21 protein-coding genes are annotated in these 20,179 nt (G+C 63.0%); 8 read left to right on the top strand and 13 right to left on the bottom strand.

Annotated features, from left to right (window positions below; translation table 11 throughout):
• Window positions 1-44: 44 nt before the first annotated feature.
• The 6 genes from H145_RS23660 to H145_RS0105480 form a co-directional block, all read right to left on the bottom strand.
• Window positions 45-815, bottom strand: a complete 771-nt coding sequence (locus tag H145_RS23660; RefSeq protein ID WP_169513165.1) for an energy transducer TonB — start codon at window positions 813-815, stop codon at window positions 45-47.
• Window positions 787-1,236 carry a TPR end-of-group domain-containing protein gene (locus H145_RS23655; protein WP_394330650.1) on the bottom strand — a complete coding sequence of 150 codons (450 nt, stop codon included), beginning with the start codon at window positions 1,234-1,236 and terminating at the stop codon, window positions 787-789. Before H145_RS23655 ends, H145_RS23660 begins: the two co-directional genes overlap by 29 nt.
• Window positions 1,237-1,352: 116 nt before the next feature.
• Complete coding sequence (gene lpxB, locus H145_RS0105495) at window positions 1,353-2,474, bottom strand: lipid-A-disaccharide synthase (RefSeq protein WP_019947137.1); 1,122 nt, start codon at window positions 2,472-2,474, stop codon at window positions 1,353-1,355.
• A gap of 38 nt (window positions 2,475-2,512) precedes the next feature.
• Window positions 2,513-2,929 carry a 6-carboxytetrahydropterin synthase QueD gene (locus H145_RS0105490; protein WP_019947136.1) on the bottom strand — a complete coding sequence of 139 codons (417 nt, stop codon included), beginning with the start codon at window positions 2,927-2,929 and terminating at the stop codon, window positions 2,513-2,515.
• Between the two features lie 26 nt (window positions 2,930-2,955).
• Window positions 2,956-3,957: a FecCD family ABC transporter permease gene (locus H145_RS0105485; protein ID WP_019947135.1), complete on the bottom strand. Its 1,002-nt coding sequence runs from the start codon at window positions 3,955-3,957 to the stop codon at window positions 2,956-2,958.
• A 138-nt stretch (window positions 3,958-4,095) separates the two neighbouring features.
• The gene (locus H145_RS0105480) at window positions 4,096-5,019 is read right to left on the bottom strand and encodes an ABC transporter substrate-binding protein (protein ID WP_019947134.1); all 924 of its coding nucleotides are present in this window, start codon (window positions 5,017-5,019) and stop codon (window positions 4,096-4,098) included.
• A gap of 120 nt (window positions 5,020-5,139) precedes the next feature.
• On the opposite strand from H145_RS0105480, the gene rfaD reads away from it, so the two are divergent.
• Complete coding sequence (gene rfaD, locus H145_RS0105475; RefSeq protein ID WP_019947133.1) at window positions 5,140-6,105, top strand: ADP-glyceromanno-heptose 6-epimerase; 966 nt, start codon at window positions 5,140-5,142, stop codon at window positions 6,103-6,105.
• A 211-nt stretch (window positions 6,106-6,316) separates the two neighbouring features.
• Window positions 6,317-7,735 (top strand): FAD/NAD(P)-binding protein, encoded by a 1,419-nt coding sequence (locus H145_RS0105470; RefSeq protein WP_019947132.1) that lies wholly within the window; start codon window positions 6,317-6,319, stop codon window positions 7,733-7,735.
• 102 nt (window positions 7,736-7,837) lie between these two features.
• Here the strand turns inward: H145_RS0105470 and H145_RS0105465 are convergent, their stop codons facing one another.
• The 4 genes from H145_RS0105465 to H145_RS0105450 all read right to left on the bottom strand — a co-directional run bounded on the left by H145_RS0105465 (window position 7,838) and on the right by H145_RS0105450 (window position 10,680).
• Window positions 7,838-8,119: a hypothetical protein gene (locus tag H145_RS0105465; RefSeq protein ID WP_205619296.1), complete on the bottom strand. Its 282-nt coding sequence runs from the start codon at window positions 8,117-8,119 to the stop codon at window positions 7,838-7,840.
• Window positions 8,120-8,235: 116 nt separating this feature from the next.
• Window positions 8,236-9,240 (bottom strand): zinc-binding dehydrogenase, encoded by a 1,005-nt coding sequence (locus H145_RS0105460; protein ID WP_019947130.1) that lies wholly within the window; start codon window positions 9,238-9,240, stop codon window positions 8,236-8,238.
• Window positions 9,241-9,428: 188 nt separating this feature from the next.
• The gene (locus H145_RS0105455) at window positions 9,429-9,821 is read right to left on the bottom strand and encodes a thiol-disulfide oxidoreductase DCC family protein (protein WP_019947129.1); all 393 of its coding nucleotides are present in this window, start codon (window positions 9,819-9,821) and stop codon (window positions 9,429-9,431) included.
• 154 nt (window positions 9,822-9,975) lie between these two features.
• A complete protein-coding gene (locus tag H145_RS0105450; RefSeq protein WP_026351277.1) occupies window positions 9,976-10,680 on the bottom strand; it encodes a Dph6-related ATP pyrophosphatase in 705 nt (234 codons plus the stop codon).
• 89 nt (window positions 10,681-10,769) lie between these two features.
• On the opposite strand from H145_RS0105450, the gene H145_RS0105445 reads away from it, so the two are divergent.
• Window positions 10,770-11,078 carry a hypothetical protein gene (locus H145_RS0105445; RefSeq protein ID WP_019947127.1) on the top strand — a complete coding sequence of 103 codons (309 nt, stop codon included), beginning with the start codon at window positions 10,770-10,772 and terminating at the stop codon, window positions 11,076-11,078.
• 156 nt (window positions 11,079-11,234) lie between these two features.
• On the opposite strand, the gene H145_RS20095 is transcribed toward H145_RS0105445, so the two are convergent.
• Together H145_RS20095 and H145_RS0105435 are read right to left on the bottom strand one after the other, a co-directional pair.
• Window positions 11,235-11,744 carry a DUF4126 family protein gene (locus tag H145_RS20095; RefSeq protein ID WP_019947126.1) on the bottom strand — a complete coding sequence of 170 codons (510 nt, stop codon included), beginning with the start codon at window positions 11,742-11,744 and terminating at the stop codon, window positions 11,235-11,237.
• 207 nt (window positions 11,745-11,951) lie between these two features.
• Window positions 11,952-13,805: a DUF885 domain-containing protein gene (locus H145_RS0105435; RefSeq protein ID WP_019947125.1), complete on the bottom strand. Its 1,854-nt coding sequence runs from the start codon at window positions 13,803-13,805 to the stop codon at window positions 11,952-11,954.
• A gap of 183 nt (window positions 13,806-13,988) precedes the next feature.
• Between H145_RS0105435 and H145_RS0105430 the strand changes: the two genes are divergently transcribed.
• Complete coding sequence (locus tag H145_RS0105430; protein ID WP_019947124.1) at window positions 13,989-14,708, top strand: 3-ketoacyl-ACP reductase; 720 nt, start codon at window positions 13,989-13,991, stop codon at window positions 14,706-14,708.
• Between the two features lie 168 nt (window positions 14,709-14,876).
• Here the strand turns inward: H145_RS0105430 and H145_RS0105425 are convergent, their stop codons facing one another.
• Window positions 14,877-16,616, bottom strand: a complete 1,740-nt coding sequence (locus H145_RS0105425) for an ABC transporter substrate-binding protein (protein ID WP_019947123.1) — start codon at window positions 16,614-16,616, stop codon at window positions 14,877-14,879.
• Window positions 16,617-16,757: 141 nt separating this feature from the next.
• On the opposite strand from H145_RS0105425, the gene H145_RS0105420 reads away from it, so the two are divergent.
• The 4 genes from H145_RS0105420 (at window position 16,758) to H145_RS20090 (ending at window position 20,110) form a co-directional block, all read left to right on the top strand.
• Complete coding sequence (locus H145_RS0105420) at window positions 16,758-17,573, top strand: ParA family protein (protein WP_019947122.1); 816 nt, start codon at window positions 16,758-16,760, stop codon at window positions 17,571-17,573.
• A 183-nt stretch (window positions 17,574-17,756) separates the two neighbouring features.
• On the top strand, window positions 17,757-18,167 hold the full coding sequence (locus tag H145_RS0105415; protein ID WP_019947121.1) for a hypothetical protein: 411 nt from the start codon (window positions 17,757-17,759) through the stop codon (window positions 18,165-18,167).
• A gap of 216 nt (window positions 18,168-18,383) precedes the next feature.
• Window positions 18,384-19,334: a ParB/RepB/Spo0J family partition protein gene (locus H145_RS0105410; RefSeq protein ID WP_019947120.1), complete on the top strand. Its 951-nt coding sequence runs from the start codon at window positions 18,384-18,386 to the stop codon at window positions 19,332-19,334.
• 110 nt (window positions 19,335-19,444) lie between these two features.
• Window positions 19,445-20,110 (top strand): DUF5683 domain-containing protein, encoded by a 666-nt coding sequence (locus H145_RS20090; protein WP_019947119.1) that lies wholly within the window; start codon window positions 19,445-19,447, stop codon window positions 20,108-20,110.
• Window positions 20,111-20,179: the final 69 nt, after the last annotated feature.

Genomic DNA, 20,179 nt, shown 5'->3' with positions numbered 1-20,179 from the left:
CGCATCGGGTTCAAGAACTTTCGGAGCGCCTCCAACACAACGCCTTACTTCCCCGCCGTCGCCTCGTATGGAAACGGCAGGTTCATCCGAATCTCGTGGTCCTGGCCGCCGGGGTTGGTGAAGCGGGCGGCGCGCATAACGCGCAGGGCTTCTTCGTCGCAGCCGGCGCCGAGGCCCTGCACCACGGCTACGTTCTGCGGCACTCCTTGGGGGTCGATGGTAAGTTGCACCGTAATCTTACCGCTGATGTTTTTCTGGCGGGCTTCGGCCGGGTATTGCAGGCGGGCATAGATGGCTTCGTAGCCGCCAATCGGCTCCACCGGCGACTTGTCGGTGTGGGGCTGGGTGTAAAGTTCGGGCGGGTTGGGGTTATGGGTGACGGTGGGCACCTGGTAGGCAATGTTGTAGTATTTGCTCAAGTAGTCTTCTAGCGGCTCCAAACCCACCGCCGCCCGCCGCCCGTTTACGTTGGATTCGTCTTCGATGGGGTCGAGCGTGTACTTGCCCTTCACGGCCGGCCCTAATTGGGAGCCATAAAGCTGTTTTTCTCCTTTCCGTGCCCTGATGCGGTCGGTGAAGATGGCTAGCTCCGATGGCCTGACATCGCCTTTCTCAGCGGCAACAGTAAGCAGCGGCAGATACTTTTCATCGGGATTGTGCTGAATAACGAAAAAGGCTACATCAGTTTGGTAACCACCCACCAGCCTTTTGCCAGGGTAGCCGTGAATAGCAATCAGGCTGTCGACTTGCCGGATAAGCTGGGGGTCGAGGCGGCTCTGTTCGTGGTCAGCCGCTCGGGCCTGGGGCGAATCCACGCCGTACTGCCGCTCGGCCGCCGTGGCTATCCTGCGGTAGTGTTGGTCCTGGTAGTGGATTTTTTTTAATCAGCGCCATCAATTGCGGATCGAAAGCGGCTTCGTGCTTTTGCTGGCGGGCACGGGCGGAATTCAGCAGCTGCGGCCAGCCACCCAGGGTTCGCAACGGCGCGAAATCGGCATCTGCCTCAATCTGTTCGGCCGAGAAAAAGCCACTTGCTACGGCCTGCTTCAACTGCCGCAGGGCCATGCGCGGCTCGTTGCGTTGGGCCATTGCCGCTGCGGCCTGGTAGAGTTGCCGGGGCGTTTGGCGAGGGCGAGGAGAGACAGAACTCCGGGTAGCCGGGAGAACCGGGCTTTGCGCAAAGACCACGGACGCCGTCGGCAAGGCCAGTAGCAGGAGCAGACTAACTGTTTTCATAAAGCAGTTTCAGGGCAGGTTGAAAGAACGAGCGGTCAACAAGATAGCGCCTTTATTCCTCCTCGCAACGCCCTGCCAAAACCACCCGGCCACTGGCCGTTATAAACCCGGCCAGCCTACGCCGTTTTCCGCTCCCGCAGATAGCCCACCATCAGGGCCGCCGCCTTTTCAGCCGATTTCTGCTGGCCCAGCTTCTCCCAAATTTCGGCGTAGCCGACTTTCTGCTGGGCAATAAACGCTTCGTCTTCGGTGATTTTCTTCAACTCGACTACGAGGTTGCGGGAGTTGAAATCGCCCTGGATAAGCTCCTTCACGACTTCGCGGCCCGCAATCAGGTTCACCAGCGAAATAAACGGCACCTTGATAACGGCCTTGCCAATGGCGTACGACACGGCGCTGGTGCGGTAGCAGACCACTTGGGGCACGTTAAACAGGGCCGTTTCGAGCGTGGCCGTGCCGCTGGTTACCAGCGCGGCGGTGGCGTGGGCCAGCAGGTCGTAGGTCTGGTCGAAGAGGATGCGCACGTTGTTGCGCTCGAAGTGGGCGTAGTAGTTGCGGTCGAGGTTATCGACGCCGGCCACGATGAACTGGTAGTTCAGGAAAGGCGGCAGAATGGCCAGCATCTCGTAGAGCATCTCCTCGATTTCCTGCTTGCGTGAGCCGGGCAGCACCGCAATAATGGGCCGCGCGGGGTCGAGCTGGTTGCGCTGGTAAAAGTCGTCCGATTTCTGGTGCTCGCCCACGCTGTCGGCAATGGGGTTGCCGATGTAATCGACTTTGTAATCGAAGCGCTGGTAGAATTCCTGCTCGAAGGGCAAAATCACGAACATGCGGTCGACCACCTTCTTCACCTGGTGCACGCGGCCCTGGTTCCAGGCCCAGATTTTGGGCGAGATGTAGTAGAACACCTGCAGGCCGGCTTCCTTGGCAAACTTAGCCACCCGCATATTGAAGCCGGCGTAGTCTACCAGAATTACCACATCGGGCTGCCAGGCCAGCATATCGCGCTGGGCCTGCTTGAGGTAGCCGCGAAACTTGAGCACGCTGGTAGCGGCTTCCCAGAAGCCCATAATGGCCATTTCCTGGTAGTGGCGCACCATTTCACCGCCCTCGGCCTGCATCAGGTCGCCGCCCCAGAAGCGGAACTCGGCCGCAGGGTCCTGCCGGCGCAACTCCTGCATGAGGCTGGCCGCGTGAAAATCCCCGGACCGTTCGCCCGCTATCAGGTAGTACTTCATCCTTTGCTAATTAGTAATTAAGAATTAGTAATTAATAATTATTCTCCGAAATACTCCACGAAGTTGCGGGGCGTTTCGTAGAGCTTGAGCGAATGCAGGCGGGCCGGCGAAATGCCCTCGATGGCGGGCTGCAGGATGTTCCAGAAGGCCACAATCAGGTTTTCGGTGCTGGCCAGCTGTCCGGCCATGAAGGGCACGTCGAGGTTCAGGTTCTTATGGTCGACCTGGTCGATGACGTGGGTGCGGATGAGCGTGCTGAGCTCCTTGAGGTCGATGACAAAGCCCGTTTCCGGGTCGGGGCGGCCCTTCACCGTCACGATGAGGTCGTAGTTGTGGCCGTGCCAGTTGACGTTGGCGCAGGGGCCGAACACTTCCTTGTTGCGCTCGTCGCTCCACTTGGGGTTGTGCAGCTTGTGGGCGGCGTTGAAGTGTTCCTGGCGGCTGATGTAGATCATTACTAAGATGTTGGAGGCGCGCTTACCTAGCCTCCTTGTTTGCGCAGCAAATATACGAAGAACGGTACGCCGAACAGGGCCGTGACCAGGCCCACGGGCAGGCCGGCGGGCGGGTAGAGCACCCGGGCCAGCAGGTCGCAGAGCACCAGAAAATTACCGCCCAGCAGCGCGCAGAACACCATATTGCCCCGGCCCACCGTGCCCAGCAGCCAGCGCGTGATGTGCGGAATCACTAGGCCCACGAATCCAATCGGCCCGCACAGCGCCACTACGGCCCCGGTGAGGCCCGAGGCAATAAGCAGCAGCAGCCAGCGCGTGCGGGCCACCGGCAGGCCCAGCGCCGTGGCCCGCTCCTCGCCCAGCAGCAGCAGGTTCAGGCGGGGCCGCAGTAGCGCCAGCGCCCCCAGCCCCAGCCCCACGGCGGCGGCCGGATAGGGCAGCGTGGCCCAGCTGGCCCGCTCAAACCCGCCCAGCGACCAGAACGTGATGGTGCGCAGCTTCTCCTCGGTGGCGGCCAGAAACGTGAGCAGCCCGCCCACAGCCGTTACCAACGAGCCCATGGCCACGCCGGCCAGCAGCAGCAGCGTGGGCACCACCCGCCCCCGGCGGCTGCCAATCACCACCACCACCAGCGTAACGCCCAGCGCCCCCACCAGCGCGGCCAGCGGGGGCGCGTATAGCCCGAATATCGTCAGGCCCGGCACGAACAGGAACGTGAGGCTGGCCCCCAGCGCCCCGCCCGAAGCCGTGCCCAGCAGGTAGGGGTCGGCGAGCGGGTTGTTCACCATGGCCTGCATTACGTAGCCGCTAAGGGCCAGCCCGGCCCCGGCCAGCAGCGCCAGCAGCAGCCGCGGCAGCCGCAACTCGATGAGCACCAGCTGGGCCGGGTCGCGGGCGTCGTAGTGCAGCAGCGCCCGGCCGATCAGGGCATAATCGGTTTCGTAGCTGCCCACCCGCAGCCCCACGGCCAACAGGCCCGCCGTCAGCAGCAGGCTCGCCAGAATGAAAGGCAGGGCGGGACGAGTCATTTTAATTGAATGTGGGAAATGTGCGGGATGCGCGGAATGAGGCTGCGCACGAAAAGGCCGAATTTAAGTACCGTTGTTACGTAAGGTGCATTTAGTTCTATCCTCTCATTCGCCACATTCTCAGCACATTTCGCACATTCACCTAACCAGCTCCCGCAACTCCTTCACCGACTCGATAACCCGCGGGCCGGGGCGTGACATCAGGTCGTCGGTGGGGGCGTAGATGCGGCGGGTCTGGTAGGCTTTGATGCGCTTGAGTTCGGGGTAGAGCCGGAAAAAGGTACTGTCGAGCTTGCCGAACGAGCCGCCCAGCAGTATATCGGGGTTCATTTTAAGGATGTATTCGCGGGTGAGGGCCGGGTAAGGCTGGGCGAATTTCTCCTGTACTGCGTTCTGCCCGCCGGCCAGCCGGATTTTGTCGGTAAACAGCGTGTTCTGGCCATACACGTAAATCGGGTCGGTCCAGGTGATGGCCAGCACGCTGGGCGCCGCCGCGGCTTTGGGCAGCGCCTCCACGGCCTGCAACTCCCGGCGCAACGAATCGACCAGCTGCCGGGCCTGGGGCTGGCGGTTCAGGATGCGGCCCAGGTCAGTGAGGCCCCGGAAAATATCCTCCACCGTTTCGTACTGCTGATAATACACCGGAATGCCTAGCTCCTGCAGCCGCTGGGCATCAGCCTCAGAAGTGATGCCGGTGGTGGTAAACACCACGTCGGGCCGGAGGGCTACGAGGCGCTCCAGATCGAGCGGGTAGCTGTTGACGACGGGCTTGCGCAGCGCGGCGGCCGGGTAGTCGCAGACCTGGGTGCGGGCCACGATGGTAGCCGTATCGGCCACGGCAAACAGCATTTCGGTCATGGAGGCCGCCAGGGCCATGATGCGGCGCGGCTGGGCCGGCACGGTCAGGGTCCGGCCCAGGTCGTCGCGCAGCTGTTGGGGGCCGGCCGCGGTTTCGGCCGCGGGGGTGGTATTGGTTTCGGAAGTATCGGGGCGGCAGGCGGCCAGCAGCAGCAGGGGCAGCAGGCTGAAGCCGGCGAAGCGGCGGATGAATTGGCGGAGCATGCGCGCAAAGGTAACCGCCGCGCAGGATGCCCGTTCTCTACCTGCTATCTTCCTGCCTGCCCCGCCACTGGCCGGCCGTTCGCGGCTTGCTGGTTACTTTTGGGCCTAAACTTCTGCCTTATGATCGTCGTCACCGGAGCTGCCGGCTTTATTGCCAGTGCCCTCGTCGCCCGCCTCAACGCCGCCAATTTCAACGAAATCGTGGTGGTCGATAACTTCACCAACGAACGGAAGCTGCTCAACCTCTCGGGCAAGCACCTGACCGAGTACGTAGACCGCGAGGAGTTTTTTCCGTGGCTCGATGCCCACCACGCCGACGTGGAGTTCATTTTCCACCTCGGGGCCCGCACCGACACGACCGAAACCAACCGCGACCTGCTCAACATCCTCAACCTGGAGTACTCCAAGCAGATGTGGCAGGCCTGCTGCCGCTATCAGCTGCCGCTGGTGTACGCCTCGTCGGCGGCCACCTACGGCTCGGGCACGCTGGGCTACTCCGACGACGACGTGCTGCTGCCGCTGCTACGCCCGCTCAACCCCTACGGCGAGTCGAAGAACGATTTCGATAACTGGGCCGTGGCGCAGCCGGAAAAGCCGTTTTTCTGGGCCGGCCTGAAGTTTTTCAACGTGTACGGTCCCAATGAATACCACAAAGGCCGCATGGCCTCGGTTATTCTGCACGCCTTCCGCCAGATTCAGGAAACGGGCTCAATGACGCTGTTCCGCTCGCACAACCCCGATTTTGCCGACGGCGAGCAGCAGCGCGACTTCGTGTACGTGAAGGATGTGGTGGACGTGTGCATGTTTCTGATGCAGACCCGCCGCGCCTCGGGCATCTACAACTTAGGCACCGGCGAGGCCCGCACCTTCCTCGACCTGACGCTGAGCACCTTCGCCGCCCTCGACCGCACTGCCGACATCCACTTCCGCGACACGCCCGAGGATATCCGCGACACCTACCAGTACTTCACCCAGGCCGATATGAGCAAGCTGCGCGGCATCGGCTACGAGCGGCCCTTCACCCGCCTCGAAGACGGCATCAACGATTACGTGCGCAACTACCTGGTGCCCGGCGCCTACTACTAAGCGGCCGGATGCCCGCCCCGGCGGAGTTGGCTACTGGTAGCAGCAAGACGGCAGCTGGGGCTCTGCGGAGTCAGGAACGGAATGGTGGCGGCTAGCTTCTGGCCGGTGGCTGACCTGTTGCCGGCCGGGCCGTCTGGCCGCGGCTGCAATTTTTTTTCTACTAAACATTCCGGCGAGAGTGCTATCTTAAAAGCTCTTAACCAATCAGGCTATGCAGCGCAGGAGCATTACAATTATCGGGGGCGGCTTTTCGGGCTCGATGCTGGCCGTGCAACTGGCCCGGCTGGCGGGCCAGCCCTACCACTGTGATGTGCACCTGATAGAGCCGCGCCCCGCCCCGGGGCCCGGCCTGGCCTACACGGCCCGGCGCTCCGAATACCTGCTTAATGTGCCCTGCAAAGCCCTGAGTGCCTTTCCGGAGGAGCCCGACCATTTCCAGAACTGGCTGCGCGTGACGGGCGCGGCGCACACCTGCCAGACGGTTTTCTGTACCCGCCAGAGCTATGGCCGCTACCTGCAGCAGCTGGTGGGCCAGGTGCTGGAGTGGCCCGCCATGAACGGCATGAACTGCCAGTGGCACAACTCTTCGGCCCTGAGCGTGGAGCCCGACCCGGCCGGGCCGGGCGCCGTGGTGCGGCTGCGCAACGGCGAGCTTATCCGCTCCGATTTGGTGGTGCTGGCCCTGGGCAATTTCCCGCCCGCCCTGCCCACGCCCCCACCCCACGACTACGTCAGGCACCCGGGCTTCCACGGCAGCCCCTGGCTGTCGGGCGCGCTGTCGAGCATCAAATCAACCGACGATGTGCTGCTGCTCGGCTCGGGCCTGACGGCCGTGGATGTGCTGCTGGGGTTGCGGGCCGATGGCCACCAGGGGCGCCTGACGGTGGTTTCGCAGCACGGCCGCTGGCCCACGGCCGCCGTGCCCGATGCCCCCGCTTACCCCAGCTTCTACCCCGAGCTGGCCGGCCTGAACACCGTGGGCGAGGTGATGCGGGTGGTGCGTCGGCACGTAGCCGCCGCCCAGGCCCAGGGCCTTGCCTGGCAGCCGGTGCTCGATTCGCTGCGGCCCGATTTGCCGCGCATCTGGGCCGGCTGGCCGCTGGCCGAGCAGGCGCGCTTTCTGCGCCATCTGGCCGGCATGTGGTCGGTGCTGCGCCACCGCAGCCCGCCCGGCAACGCCGCTACCATCGAGGAGTTGCTGGCCTCGGGCCGCGTGCAGCAGCTGCGGGGCCGGGCGCGCCAGCTAGTGCCCACCGACGACGGGCTGCTGGTTACCATCAGCCGCGCCGGCCAGCCCGACCGGCAGGTTACGGCCCGGCACGTCATCACCTGCACCGGCCCGCTGCTCGACTACCGCCGCATTCAGGAGCCGTTGGTGGTGCAGCTGCGCGAAGCCGGCAGGCTGGTGCCCGACCCGCTGGGCCTGGGCCTGCTTACGGATGTCAATGGCGCCCTGCTCAATGCGGATGGCCGGGCCTCCGGCACGCTGTTTACCATTGGCCCCAGCCGCCGCCCCGCCTTCTTCGAGTCGACGGCCGTGCCCGAGCTGCGTGCCCAGGCCGTTACGCTGGCCCGGCTGCTGGGCCAACGCCTGCGTCAGCTGGAACACTCCGAGCGCACCGAGGCGTAGCGGCAACTTATTGAAGCGCAAAAAGCCCCGCTTCCCGAAACCGGAAGCGGGGCTTTTTCTATAAATGACAATAAAAACCGGCCCGTCGGAGCCGCGGCTTGCTTAGGCGGCCAACTCGTTGGGCGGATACAGCGGCAGCACGCGGGTATCGGTGCCGGGCTCGGGGAAGGCCAGCGCGGGCAGCTCGGGGTACTGCTGCGTGGTGGCCGGGCCGCTGCGGCGCAGGGCGCGCATGAGCAGGTACTTATATTTTTCGGCGTCGGCCAGGGCGGCTTCCACGGCCTGCAGGGCGTCGGTGTAGGCCACTACCGGCACCGATTCGGCAGCTTCGCCGGTTGGGTAGGTCAGCTCAAAAACCGGGCAGGCGAGGTATTCGGCGGGCATCTTCATAAGGCAGAAAACTTCGTGGTTGGCGGATGTAAAGCTAACTAAATTAGCAGCAATTTGATTCCCTCCAAAAACGAATTTTTCTTCTTTAAAGATGCGTTCAGCGGATATTTTCAGGCCTTTATTTTTAGCACGATCTTACCAAACTGCACGCCTTCGTCCATGCGGCGCAGGGCCTGCTCGCCCTCGGCCAGCGCGAAGGTTTCGTCGATGACCGGTACCAGCTTCTGCTGCTCGACCAAATCGACCATTTCGGCGAAATCCTGCTCGGTGCCCATTGTGGAGCCCAGCACCGAAAGCTGCTTCCAGAACACTTTGCGGGCGGCCAGCTCGGGCACGTCGCCCTGGGTGGCGCCGTAGAACACGATGCGGCCGCCGGGCGCGGCGGCGTCAATCAGGTCGTTGAAGCCGGGGCCGGCGGCGCTGTCGATGATGAGGTCGAAGCCGCCGCCCGCCTGTTTGGTAAGCGTGGAGGGCCATTTTTCGGTTTTGTAGCTGATGCCGCCTTTGGCGCCCAGCGCCACAGCCCGGGCAATTTTCTCCTCCGAGCCCGACGTCACCCAGGCTTCGGCGCCGGCGGCCACTACCATCTGCAGCGCCAGCAGCGCCACGCCGCCACCTACGCCGCTGATGAGTACCCGCTCGCCGGCCTTTACCTGCCCGCGCGTGAAGGCGGCGCGGTAGGCCGTCAGGCCGCCCAGGGGCAGGGCGGCGGCCTGTTCGAAGCTTAGGTGCGCCGGCTTGGCCCGCACGGTTGCGGCCGGCACGGCCACGTACTCGGCGAAAGTGCCATCATCGGGCAGGCCCAGAATGCGGAAGTCGCGGCCCTGGGCGCGGGGGTTGTCGCCCCAGTTCTGGCCGGGGTTGATGAGCACGGCCTGGTGCAGCAGGCTTGCCGGAGCGCCTTCGCCGAGGGCCGTTACCGTGCCGGCGCCGTCGGAGCCCAGGATAATGGGGAATTTGAGGCCGGCGTACTGGCCCTTCTGAATCCAGACGTCGCGGTGGTTGAGGGCGGCGGCGTGCAGCTGCACCAGCACCTGGCCGGCGGCAGGCGTGGGTGTGGGCACATCCTGCAGGGCTACGGCCTGATCAATTCCGGAAAGAACAAGAGCTTGCATGGGGTGAGATGGTGAGTGGTGAGTGGTGAGTAGTGAATAGTGAGTAGTGAGTAGTGAGTAAAAATACGGGCGTCATGCTGAGCGCGGCCGAAGCATCTCTACTGCAGCAGTAAATCACCAAAGCTGCAACGTCAGCCCGCGAAATGCTTCGCGGGGTTCAGCATAACGTTCTTTTTTACGGAAACCAGCTACAGAAACCGGCATTGCAGCTCGGGTGTGGGCAGCCAGCAGCTTTCCTGGCGGCCGAACCAGCGGTAGCGGTAGCGGGCGATGAGGCGGTACACGGCATCGCGCAGGGGGCGCGGAAACCAGCGGCCGGCGCGGGCCAGCGCCGCCCAGCGCCCGCCCAGCCGGGCCAGAATGCCCAGCGCCGCCGCCGAGTGGGTGTACGCCTGCCCATCGGCCAGCAGTACTACCGAGTCGGGCTCGGTAGGTGCGGGCAGCTGGTGGGTCCGCAGCAGCTCCTGCCCCGCCGCCGACTGCAGCGCCGCAAACCGGAACTGCCCGGCCGCATCGTGCCGGATTACGAACTGCACAAAGCCGTTGCACAGGTTGCAGACGCCGTCGAAGAGAATAACCATATTGTTGTTAGCTGTTAGCTGTTAGCTGTTAGCTGTTAGCTGTTAGCTGAATGAACGTCATTCAGAGTGGAGCGAAGAATCTCGCTTGTAGTCGTTGAAGGATTACCGCCGAATGACTCACGCGAGATTCTTCGCTGCGCTCTGAATGGCGTTTTTATTCTATTACCAACAAATCCTGAAACCAGAAGGCGGCTTCGGGGGCGGCGCTGCCGGCCGGGGCCGGGTAGGCGCGGCGCACCTGCTCGCCGCGCTGCACGGCAATGGGCCCTGAGTAGTACGGCGCATCGTAGACAAAGCTGTGGTATTCGCCGTTTTCGCCGCACGAATCGACGCCGGCCGGCAGGTCGCGCAGGAAATCGGCATCCAGCTCGCGGCCACAGAAGCTGCGGTCGAGGTGCTGCTCGCTGACGCACACTACTACGGCCCGGAAGCCCAGGGTCAGAAACTCGGCCAGCAGCTCGGTGTTGGGGCGCTGCCAGAGTGGGAATACGGCCTCCAGGCCCAGCGTGGCCGTCTGCTGCTCGCGGTAGCGGCGCAAATCTTCCAGGTGAATATCGCCAAAAACCGACCGGGCCACGCCGCGGGCCAGCAGCGGCGCCAGCGTGGCGTGCATCAGCTGCTCGTACTCGGCCATATCGGGGGTTTCGGGCAGGCGCAGCTGCGTGAGGGGCAGGCCGATGCGCCGGGCCTGGGCTTCGAGCAGCGCCGTGCGCACGCCGTGCATGGATACGCGGCCGTGGTGGGCGTTTACGCTGGTGAGCAGGTCGGTGAGGTGCAGCGCGGGGTCGCGCAGGGCGTGGTAGAGCGCCAGGGCCGAATCTTTGCCCCCGCTCCAGTTCATCAGCGTCGGAATAGCCATCGGGCGAAGGTACAACGCAACCCCGGCCCCGTCCGGCACGTTTGCCCGATGAAGCCGCTTCCGACTTCTCTTTCCTGACCGCTCTACCTATGAACCGCCTATTTTCTCTCTGCCTGTTTGCTGCCCTGGGCCTCGGCCTTACCACCGCCTGCGACTACGATAACGGCCCCGGCAAGGAGCCCCAGTTCAGCCAGGACTTCACCAACGGCCCCAGAGCCACCGCCGCCGACACCGACCTCGACAGCATCAGCAATAGTCAGGACGCTTACACGCCCATCGGCAAAGGCTCGGCGGCCGACCAGAAAACTTCTACTACTACGGACGACCAGGGCACTTCTCCCGTCAACTCCATGCCCCAGACCAACCCGGAGGTGAAAGCCACCACCCGCGAAAACTAAGCCGATTCCCCGGCCCGTCGGCCGCTCCCCCAACCGGATTTCTCCGGCATTATCGCCCTACTTATCTCCTTCTTTCCTCCCAAGCAAAATGCCCCGCCGGATTATCCGGCGGGGCATTTTGTTGGCGGGTTGCGCGCCTGATAAACGCAGGCGACGCTACAGGTCCCAGGCGCGGGGCTGGGGCTTGCCCACATCGGTGCCTTTGGTCAGGGCCAGGCCCATGCCCAGCGTCAGGGCGTCCTCGAAGCCGCCGGTTACGGCGCTCGGCAGCCCCGATTCTTGGGTGGCCTCCTTGCGCAAAAAGAAGCTGAGGTAAGTACCGGCCACGGCCGCCAGACCGCCCAGTACGGCCCCGTTCAGGGTTTTATCGTGGTTGATGCGGAAGATGGCGGCGCCCACCAGCGCCCCCGAAACTATCCGGCCCAGCAAAATGGGGGGCGCGATACGGTCGGGGGTTGCGGGCAATTTGTCGCCCACCATTTCGCCGGCGGCCAGCAGCTTGAGGCCCTGGGCCACCCAGGGCTTTTGCAGGTAGCGCAGCGGCGAGCCGGCCAGGGCTTTGGGGTGATAGGTGAGCAGGTTGCTGCTAAGCAGCGCCGGGGCCGTCATGCTGCGGAAGCCGGCCAGCGTGCCCAGCCCGATGGTTTGCCATTGGTATTTGGTCATAATAAAAGAAGCTAGAAGTTAGAAGTCAGGAGATAGAAGCGGCCGTCTGCCGCTCTGAATCGCTTAAAAACCTTACTACGCAAAAACGGCCGTATCAACGAATGATTTTGCGAAACAGGGCTCTGTGCAGCCTCAGAACGGCCGGCGGCCACTTCTATCTCCTGACTTCTAACTTCTAGCTTCTTATACTTCTAGCTTCTCACCACCTCACTTCTCATTGGCGGCCCAGGTATCCATTTTGCGCTCCAGCACGGCCAGCGGCATCACGCCGTCGCGCAGCAGCTCGTCGTGGAAGTCGCTCAGGTTGAAGTGGGCGCGGTTCTGGCCGGCGTACTTTTCGCGCAGGCGGGTGGTGCTGCCGCCGTGCTGCTGCTCGTATTTCTGGCGCAGCTCGCGCAGTTTCAGGGCCCCGATTTTGTAGCTCAGCGCCTGGCCCGGAATGGCCATGTAGCGCTCAATTTCGGCCGTGGCGCCTTCCTCGCTGATGGCTTCGTTGGCCATCATATACTTGATGGCCTGCTCGCGGGTCAGGTTTTTGGTGTGCATGCCCACGTCCACCACCAGGCGCACGGCGCGGTGCATCTCGTCGCCCAACGAGCCCATGTACTGGTAGGGGTCGGTGTAGAGGCCCAGCTCCTTGCCCAGGCTTTCCGAGTACAGCGCCCAGCCCTCGCCCATGGCCCCGTACCAGGCAAAGCGCCGGAATTTGGGCAGGTCGGTGTTTTCCTGCTGCAAGGAAATCTGGTAGTGGTGGCCCGGAATGGCCTCGTGCAGAAACAGCGACTCCATGCCCGAGGTGATGTTGAACTTGGTGGCGTCGAGAATCGGGATGTAGAAGATGCCGGGGCGCGAGCCGTCGGGGGCGCCCTGGTTGTACTCGGCCGAGGCGGAGGCGGCGCGGAAATCCTCGGTCTGCCGGATCTCAAACGGCGTTTTAGGCACCCGGCCGAACATTTTTTTCAGGTTGGGCTCTATTTTGGCCTGAATGGCCCGGAACCCGTCGAGCACCTCTTCGGGCGTTTTGTAGGGCATCAGCTCGGGGTTGGTTTTGAGGCTGGCGAAGAACGCCGGCAAGTCGCCCTGGAACCCAACCTGCTGCTTCACCTTCTCCATCTCGCCCCGAATGCGGGCCACTTCCGCCTGGCCGGTCCGGTAGATTTCGTCCGGTGTTTTGTCGGTGGTCGTCCACGTTTTCACGAGGTAGCGGTACATGTCGGGCCCGCCCGGAATGGCCGAAATGCCGGTGCTGGGGCGGGCTTTGGGCAGGTATTCGGTTTCGAGGAAGTCGCCCAGCTTTTTGTAGGCCGGCACCAGCTCCGTGAGGATGGCCTTCTGGTAGGCAGCCGTGAGGCGCTGCTTGTCGGCGGCCGGCAAATCGGCGGGCAGCTTGTTGATGGGGCCGTAGAACAGGCTTTGGGTGGGGTCCTTGGTTTCCATGGCCCGCATCTGCGGAATCATCTTCAGCACCAGCGCCTTGGGCAGCACTACGCCCGCGGCCATGCCCTGCCGGAAATTGGCAATGGCCGTGTCGGTCCAGGGCGTGAAACCGTGCACCCGGCCCAGCCAGTTGTCGTAATCCTCAACCGTTTTGAAAGGCTGCACGCCTTCGCCCGAGCCGTACTGGCCCATCGTGAGTGGCAGGCCCCAGAACTGCTGAAACGGCATCATCCAGCTGTTGAGCTTCAGGCCTTCGAGCTTGTTCTGCAGGTCATACTCCAGGATGTCGTAGCTGGTTTTGTCGTTCACCGACAGGCTTTCGCGCTTGAACTGGTGCAGGCCGTCGAGGTATTTCTGGTAGAAGGCCCGTAGCTGCTCGCGGAACGCGCGGGTGCCATCGTTGGGCAGCTGGTCGTTGAAGCGGTTGTCGCCCTGGGTGGTGGCATCGAGCGGAAACAGCCGGGAGTTTTCTTCCCAGTAGTAATCAAACAACTTGTTGATGTCCTTCACATCTTTCAGGTTGGGCGCGAAAATAGCGGCGGTTTCATCGGCCGCTTTTTGCTGCTGATTGCAGCCGCTGAGCAGCGCACCGGCCAGCAGCGCAGGCAGAATAAAGTTCTTCACAGGAGCAGGAGTTAGCGCGGCGGGCAACAGTTTGAGCGGACGAAGCCGGCGCGCAGGTTTAGGAGCAGGAAAGGTAAGCAGAACTGTGAATTGCGCGCCCCCTGGGCCCAAAGGCAACCTTTGGGGCGGGCCGGAGTTGTAACTGCTTATTTACGCACCTACAACTCAACACCACCTGACTTTATGGAAGACTTAACCGGCAAAACCGCCCTCGTAACGGGCGCGGGCAAAGGCATCGGCCGCGCCATTGCCCTGGCCCTGGCCGCCCAGGGCGTGCGCGTGGCCCTGCTGGCCCGCACCGAAACCGACCTGCAAACCGTAGCCCAGGAAATCAAGGAAGCCAACGGCCCCGCCGCCGTATTGGTAACCGCCGACGTGGCCGACCGCGCCGCCGTGGATACCGCCGTGGCCCAGGCCCTGGAGCAGCTCGGCAGCATCGATATTCTCATCAACAACGCCGGCATCGGCACCTTCGGCAAGTTCATGGATATGGCGCCCACCGACTGGGAGCACATCATTCAGGTGAATCTGCTGGGCACTTACTACGTGACCCGCGCCGTGCTGCCCCAGATGCAACAGCGCCAGAGCGGCGACATTATCAACGTGGCCTCTACCTCGGGCCTGCGGGCCTCGGCGGGCTCCAGCGCCTACAGTGCCTCCAAATTCGGCATGCTGGGCCTCACCGAAGCCCTGATGCAGGAAGTGCGCAAGCAGAATATTCGTGTGTCGGCCCTCACGCCCAGCACCGTCGCCACCGAGCTGGCCACCACCAACAACCTCACCGACGGCAACCCCGACAAAGTGATGCAGCCCGAAGACCTGGCCGAAATCGTCATCAGCCAGCTGCGCCTCAACCGCCGCATCTTCATCAAGGAAGCCAGCATGTGGAGCACGAATCCCTAGCGGGATAATTAAGAATTAATAATTAGGAATTAAGAATTTCGCCCTGTCATCCTGAGTGGAGCGAAGGACCTTATCACGCAAGAACGGCCGTAACAACGGCTTGTTTTAACGTGATATGGTCCTTCGCTCCACTCAGGATGACAGGGCGAAATTCTTAATTCCTAATCCCTAATTCTTGATTACTTTTTCCAGTACCAGCTGGTTCATGGGGTTGGGTGTGAGGCCGCGCACGTTGTTCTGGGTCAGGCGCACCACTTCATCGTAATACACACTGATAACCGGGCACTCGGCCACGATGATGCGGTCCATCTGCTGGTAGAGGGCGTAGCGTTTGGTGTCGTCCTGCTCTAGTTTGGCCTGCTGGTAGAGGCGGTCGTAGGCGGCGTTTTGGAAGTGGGTTTTGTTGGGGCCGGCGGGCGCGAAGTTGGGGCTGTAGAACAGGGCTAGGTAGTTTTCGGCGTCGGGGTAGTCGCCGAGCCAGCTGCGGGTGAAGAAGGCGGCGCGGCCGTTGTCAATCAGCTCGCCGTGGGCGGCGCCCTGGTTCACGTCAATTTCGACCAGCACGCCCACTTCGGCCCACTTTTTCTGGTAGTACTCGCACAGCTCCTTGGTTTCGGCCACCGTGTTGAGGCGCAGACGCAGCGGCTTGCCCGGCCCGTAGCCGGCCGCCGCCAGCAGCTGCCGGGCCTTGGCCAGCTCGTAGGTGTAGCCCGGCACTTTGGCAGCGCTGAACGAGGGCAGCGAGGCCGGCACGAAGCCCGAATTGCCCGGCCGGCCCACGTTGTTGAGGAAGTAGGCCAGCAGCTCGGGCTTATTGAGCGCGTAGTTGAGCGCCTGCCGCACCCGCTTATCCTGCAGGGCGCGGCCGGTTTGCAGGTTGTCGCCGCGCAGGTTGGTCAGGTCCTGCTGCATGCCGATGTACTCGGTGTTGAGGTAGGGCACCTTCTGCAGCTGGAACTTGCCCCGAAAATCCTCCCGCACCTCCCCGTCGGGGTACATAATCAGGTCGCGCGAGCCGCTGCGGATGCCGCTCAGGAAATCGAGCTTGCCCTGCATGAAGGTCAGGAACTCGGTTTTGCGGTCCTGAATGAAGGTAATCTGCACCGCGTCGAGGTAGGGCAGCTGTTTTCCCTGGGCGTCCTTTTTCCAGTAGTTGGGGTTGCGGTGGTAGATGATGGCATTGCCCTCGTCCCACTCCTTGAACACGAACGGCCCGGTGCCCACCGGATGGGCCCGGAAGTCCTTACCCCACTTCTGCACGGCCTCGCGGGGCACCACGTAAGCGTAAGGCATCGTCAGGATGCCCAGAAAGGGAATAAACGGCTCCTTCAAGTGGATGCGCAGCGTCGAGTCGTTCACGGCCACGAAGCAGGTATCCGACGGTTCGCCGCCGGCCTGCTCCAGCACCTTGCCCCGAAAAATCCAGCCGCCGGGGCTGGCCGTGGCCCCGTCGAGCAGGCGTTTAAACGAGTACACGAAATCCTGGGCCGTTACGCGCCGGCCTTTGCCGCCCGCGAATACGTCGGCGTCGTGGAAGCGGGCGGCGGGGCGCAGCCAGAAAGTGTAGGTTTTGCCGTCGGGCGCAATTTCGTAGCGCCGGGCCAGGCTGGGGCCGGGGCGCAGGCTGTCGTCGAGCTCCACTAAGCCGTTGTAGAGCTGAGTGGTGGCCCAGGTGTTGGCCTGGTTGCGGGCGAAGGCAGGGTCGAGGGAGGTGAGGCTTTCGGGCTGGTTGTAGCGGAACACCCGGCGCGCATCGGTCGGGGCCGCCGAATCGGTGCAGGCGGCCAGAGCCAGCAGCAGCGGCAGGGCCAGCAGCACCGCCGGCCGGCGGCCGCCCAGTAGGGGCCGCAGGGGTCGGAAACGCACAAATCCCGCGGCGCGGGCCAGAATTGGAAGCAGGGGAACCATGAAACCGTGTATATTTGCCAAAGGTATCTTCCCGGCCGGGATTTGCTTCCGCGCCACTGTACGGCGCCGCACCAACCCTGGCCGCCACCTGAACTAAGCTAACAGCTAGCAGCCATCAGCTAACAGCTTTATTTCGACCTCATGGGCAAAATCATTGCCGTAGCCAACCAGAAAGGCGGCGTGGGTAAAACCACCTCCTCGATCAACCTGGCCGCCTCGCTGGCGGCCCTGGAGTACCGGACCCTGCTTGTGGATGCCGACCCGCAGGCCAACGCCACCTCGGGCGTGGGCTTCGACCCCAAAGACATCCAGAACAGCATCTACGAGTGCATGGTCGACGGCATCAATGCCCAGGACATCATCCTGCAAACCAACGTACTGCCCCACCTCGACCTGATGCCCTCCCACATTGATTTGGTGGGCGCCGAGGTGGAGATGATCAACCTACCCAACCGGGAGGAGAAGATGAAGGACGCCCTGCGCCCGCTGGCTGACCTCTACGACTTCATCATCATCGACTGCTCGCCCTCGCTGGGCCTGATTACAGTGAATGCCCTCACGGCCGCGCACTCGGTTATCATCCCGGTGCAGTGCGAGTATTTCGCCCTCGAAGGCCTGGGCAAGCTGCTCAACACCGTTAAAATTATCCAGAGCCGGCTGAACGAGGAGCTGGAAATCGAGGGCATCCTGCTCACGATGTACGACGTGCGCCTGCGTCTGAGCAACCAGGTAGTCGAGGAAGTGAAGCTGCACTTCCAGCAGCTGGTGTTCGACACCATCATCCCGCGCAACGTGAAGCTGAGCGAGTCGCCCAGCTTCGGCATTCCCGTCATCCTGCACGACGCCGAGAGCAAAGGCAGCATCAGCTACCTCAACCTGGCCCGCGAAATCGTGGAGAAGAACATCGAAGTGCTCAACGGCACCGGCAACGAGGAGCGCGAAGACGCCGCGGCGTAGGCTGCTTTTGAGAAGCTAGTAGTCAGAAGCCAGGAGCTAGAAGACACACTAAAACTGTCATGCTGAGCCCCGCGAAGCATCTCGCGTGCTGACGTTGCGTTACCAGCACAACGTCAGCACGCGAGATACTTCGCGGGGCTCAGCATGACGTTCTTTTATCATTCATCTACCTACCCTATTAAAATGCCGATTCGTCCTAAATACCTGTTGGGTGGGGCCGCGGCCCTGCTCCTGCTCTGGTTCGTGTTTGATGCGCTGACGCAGCCCGGCCCCCAGGACCTCGACGGCGACTTTACCGAGGTGGCCCTGTACCGCAACGAAAACAACACCGGCCCGGTGCAGCGCATTTATGCCGTGACGGTGGCCGACACCGTCCGCTGGGCCGAAATGCAGCAGTACGGCGAGTATATGCCGCACACCAAGTACGGCAACACGCGGGTGTATTTCTTCGCCGCCGCCCGCCCGGCGCCCCGGCAGCTGCAGCCCGGCCCGATACCCTTCGCGCCCGAGTTCCAGACGAAGTGTCTGGCCGTGTACGAGAAGGATTTGCAGAGCAACGTCAGCTTCAAGCGCCGGCCCTTTCAGCAGCCGTAACCCGGTCCGGCGCCGGTCTGGGCCGTTTTGTCTTTCTAGGTTGGGTTAGAAGCTCGGCCGTAGCGGCCGGCCTTTTCGCTGGCTAAGTGGCTCAGCGCCGCATGTTTCACGGTTTTTCTGGTGCCGTGGAACATTTTTAGCCGGGCTTCCCGCGGGTTTGTGTATTTTTGACTCCCGCTTTTGCTCCGTGCTATTGGGTGAGGGCGGCTTGTCGGTATGTCTGAAAAAAACGAAGAGAAGAACGCTCCGGCGGCGGCGCCCAAGCGCCGGGCCGGGGGCCTGGGCCGCGGCCTGAACGCCCTGATTGAGGGCAGCTACGAGAAGAAAAGTGAGCGGCTGGGCCTCGTGCCCCACCCCGTCAACTCGGTGGGGCTGATTCCGGTGGGCCACATTCAGGCCAACCCCTACCAGCCCCGCACCCACTTCGACCAGGACGCGCTGCGCGAGTTGGCCGAGAGCATTCGGGTGCAGGGCATCATCCAGCCCGTAACGCTGCGCCAGACGGGCACCAACTCCTACCAGCTCATTTCGGGCGAGCGGCGCCTGCAGGCCTCCAAGCTGGCCGGCCTCGACGCCATTCCGGCCTACATCCGCAAGGCCGACGACCAGCAGATGCTGGAAATGGCCCTGATTGAGAACATCCAGCGCGAAAACCTCAACGCCATCGAAATTGCCCTCAGCTACCAGCGCCTGGTGAGCGAGTGCAACCTCAAGCAGGAGGAGCTGGGCGACCGGGTGGGCAAAAACCGCTCGACCGTCACCAACTACCTGCGCCTGCTCAAGCTGCCGCCCGACATCCAGATCGGCCTGCGCGACACGGTGATCAGCATGGGCCACGCCCGCGCCCTGATCAGCATTGAGAGCCAGGACCAGCAGCTGGAGCTGTTTCGCCGCATTGTGGCCGAAGACCTGTCGGTGCGCAAGGTGGAGCAGCTGGTGCGCAACGGCGGCAGCGCCGCGGGCGCCGAAACCGGCCAGAAAGCCGCCGCGGCGCCGGAGCCGGTGGTGCCGGTGGCCGAAATCAAGCGCACCGAGCGGCACCTCTCGGAGCGGTTTGGCAGCCGGGTGCTGGTGAAACCAGGACCCCAGGGCCGGGGCGAAATCAAGATTGCCTTCGACTCGGTGGAGGACATGCAGCGGATTCTGCACATTCTGCAACCCTCCTAGCCGCGGCCGGCCTTGCATACCAAGGCCGGTGCGTAGCGCGTTGCATCGGTGCCGGCCGGGTTGGTTCGGTTTTTCCCCTGCCCGCGCGGCTTGTTCTCTGCTCTGTTCGTATGTTTCGGTTTCGCTATTCTCTGCTTTTCGCCCTGGGCCTGCCGCTGGCGGCGCTGCGGCCGTCGGGGGCCTCGGCCCAGGTGGTCACCACCGCCGGCCCCGATTCGGTGCAGGTAGCCACCAAGCCGACCGCCGTCGATACTACGCGGCGCACCGAGCGGCTGCTGGGCATGCGCGTAACGCGGCCCCAGAAAGCCACGCTGCTGGCCCTGATACCCGGCGCGGGCCAGGTATACAACCGCCGCTACTGGAAGCTGCCGCTGGTGTACGGCGGACTGGCCGGCGTAGGCTACGGCCTGTACTACAGCCAGATGCGCTACCGCGAATACGTGAAGGGCCGCAACGTAATTGATAATAACCCCATCGACTACAACAAGAATCCGGCGGAGTTTATCAGTGAAAACCTTAATGGTGAACGGGTAAAGAAGGAAAAGACCCGCGAAGGCGTTCAGGTGGGTGTTAATTTCTACCGCCGAAACCGCGACACGTTTATTGCCTACACAGCCGTGGTGTACGGCATCACCATTCTCGACGCGCTGGTGGACGCCCACCTGCGCAACTTCGACATCAGCGACGACCTGAGTTTGCGCCTCGACCCGGCGGTGCTACCCACGCCGGGCCAGTTCCCGCGTGCCGGCCTGGCCCTCACGTTCTCGATGAAGTAGAAGGCAACAGGCACCAAGCGTGCTTCCGGCCGGTTGCCTCATCTGCTGCTCATCAAAACCTGTGCACCT

Origin of the sequence: Hymenobacter aerophilus DSM 13606, from assembly GCF_000382225.1 — a bacterium.
GTDB lineage: Bacteria > Bacteroidota > Bacteroidia > Cytophagales > Hymenobacteraceae > Hymenobacter > Hymenobacter aerophilus.
This window is presented reverse-complemented; position numbering and strand designations above follow the sequence as displayed.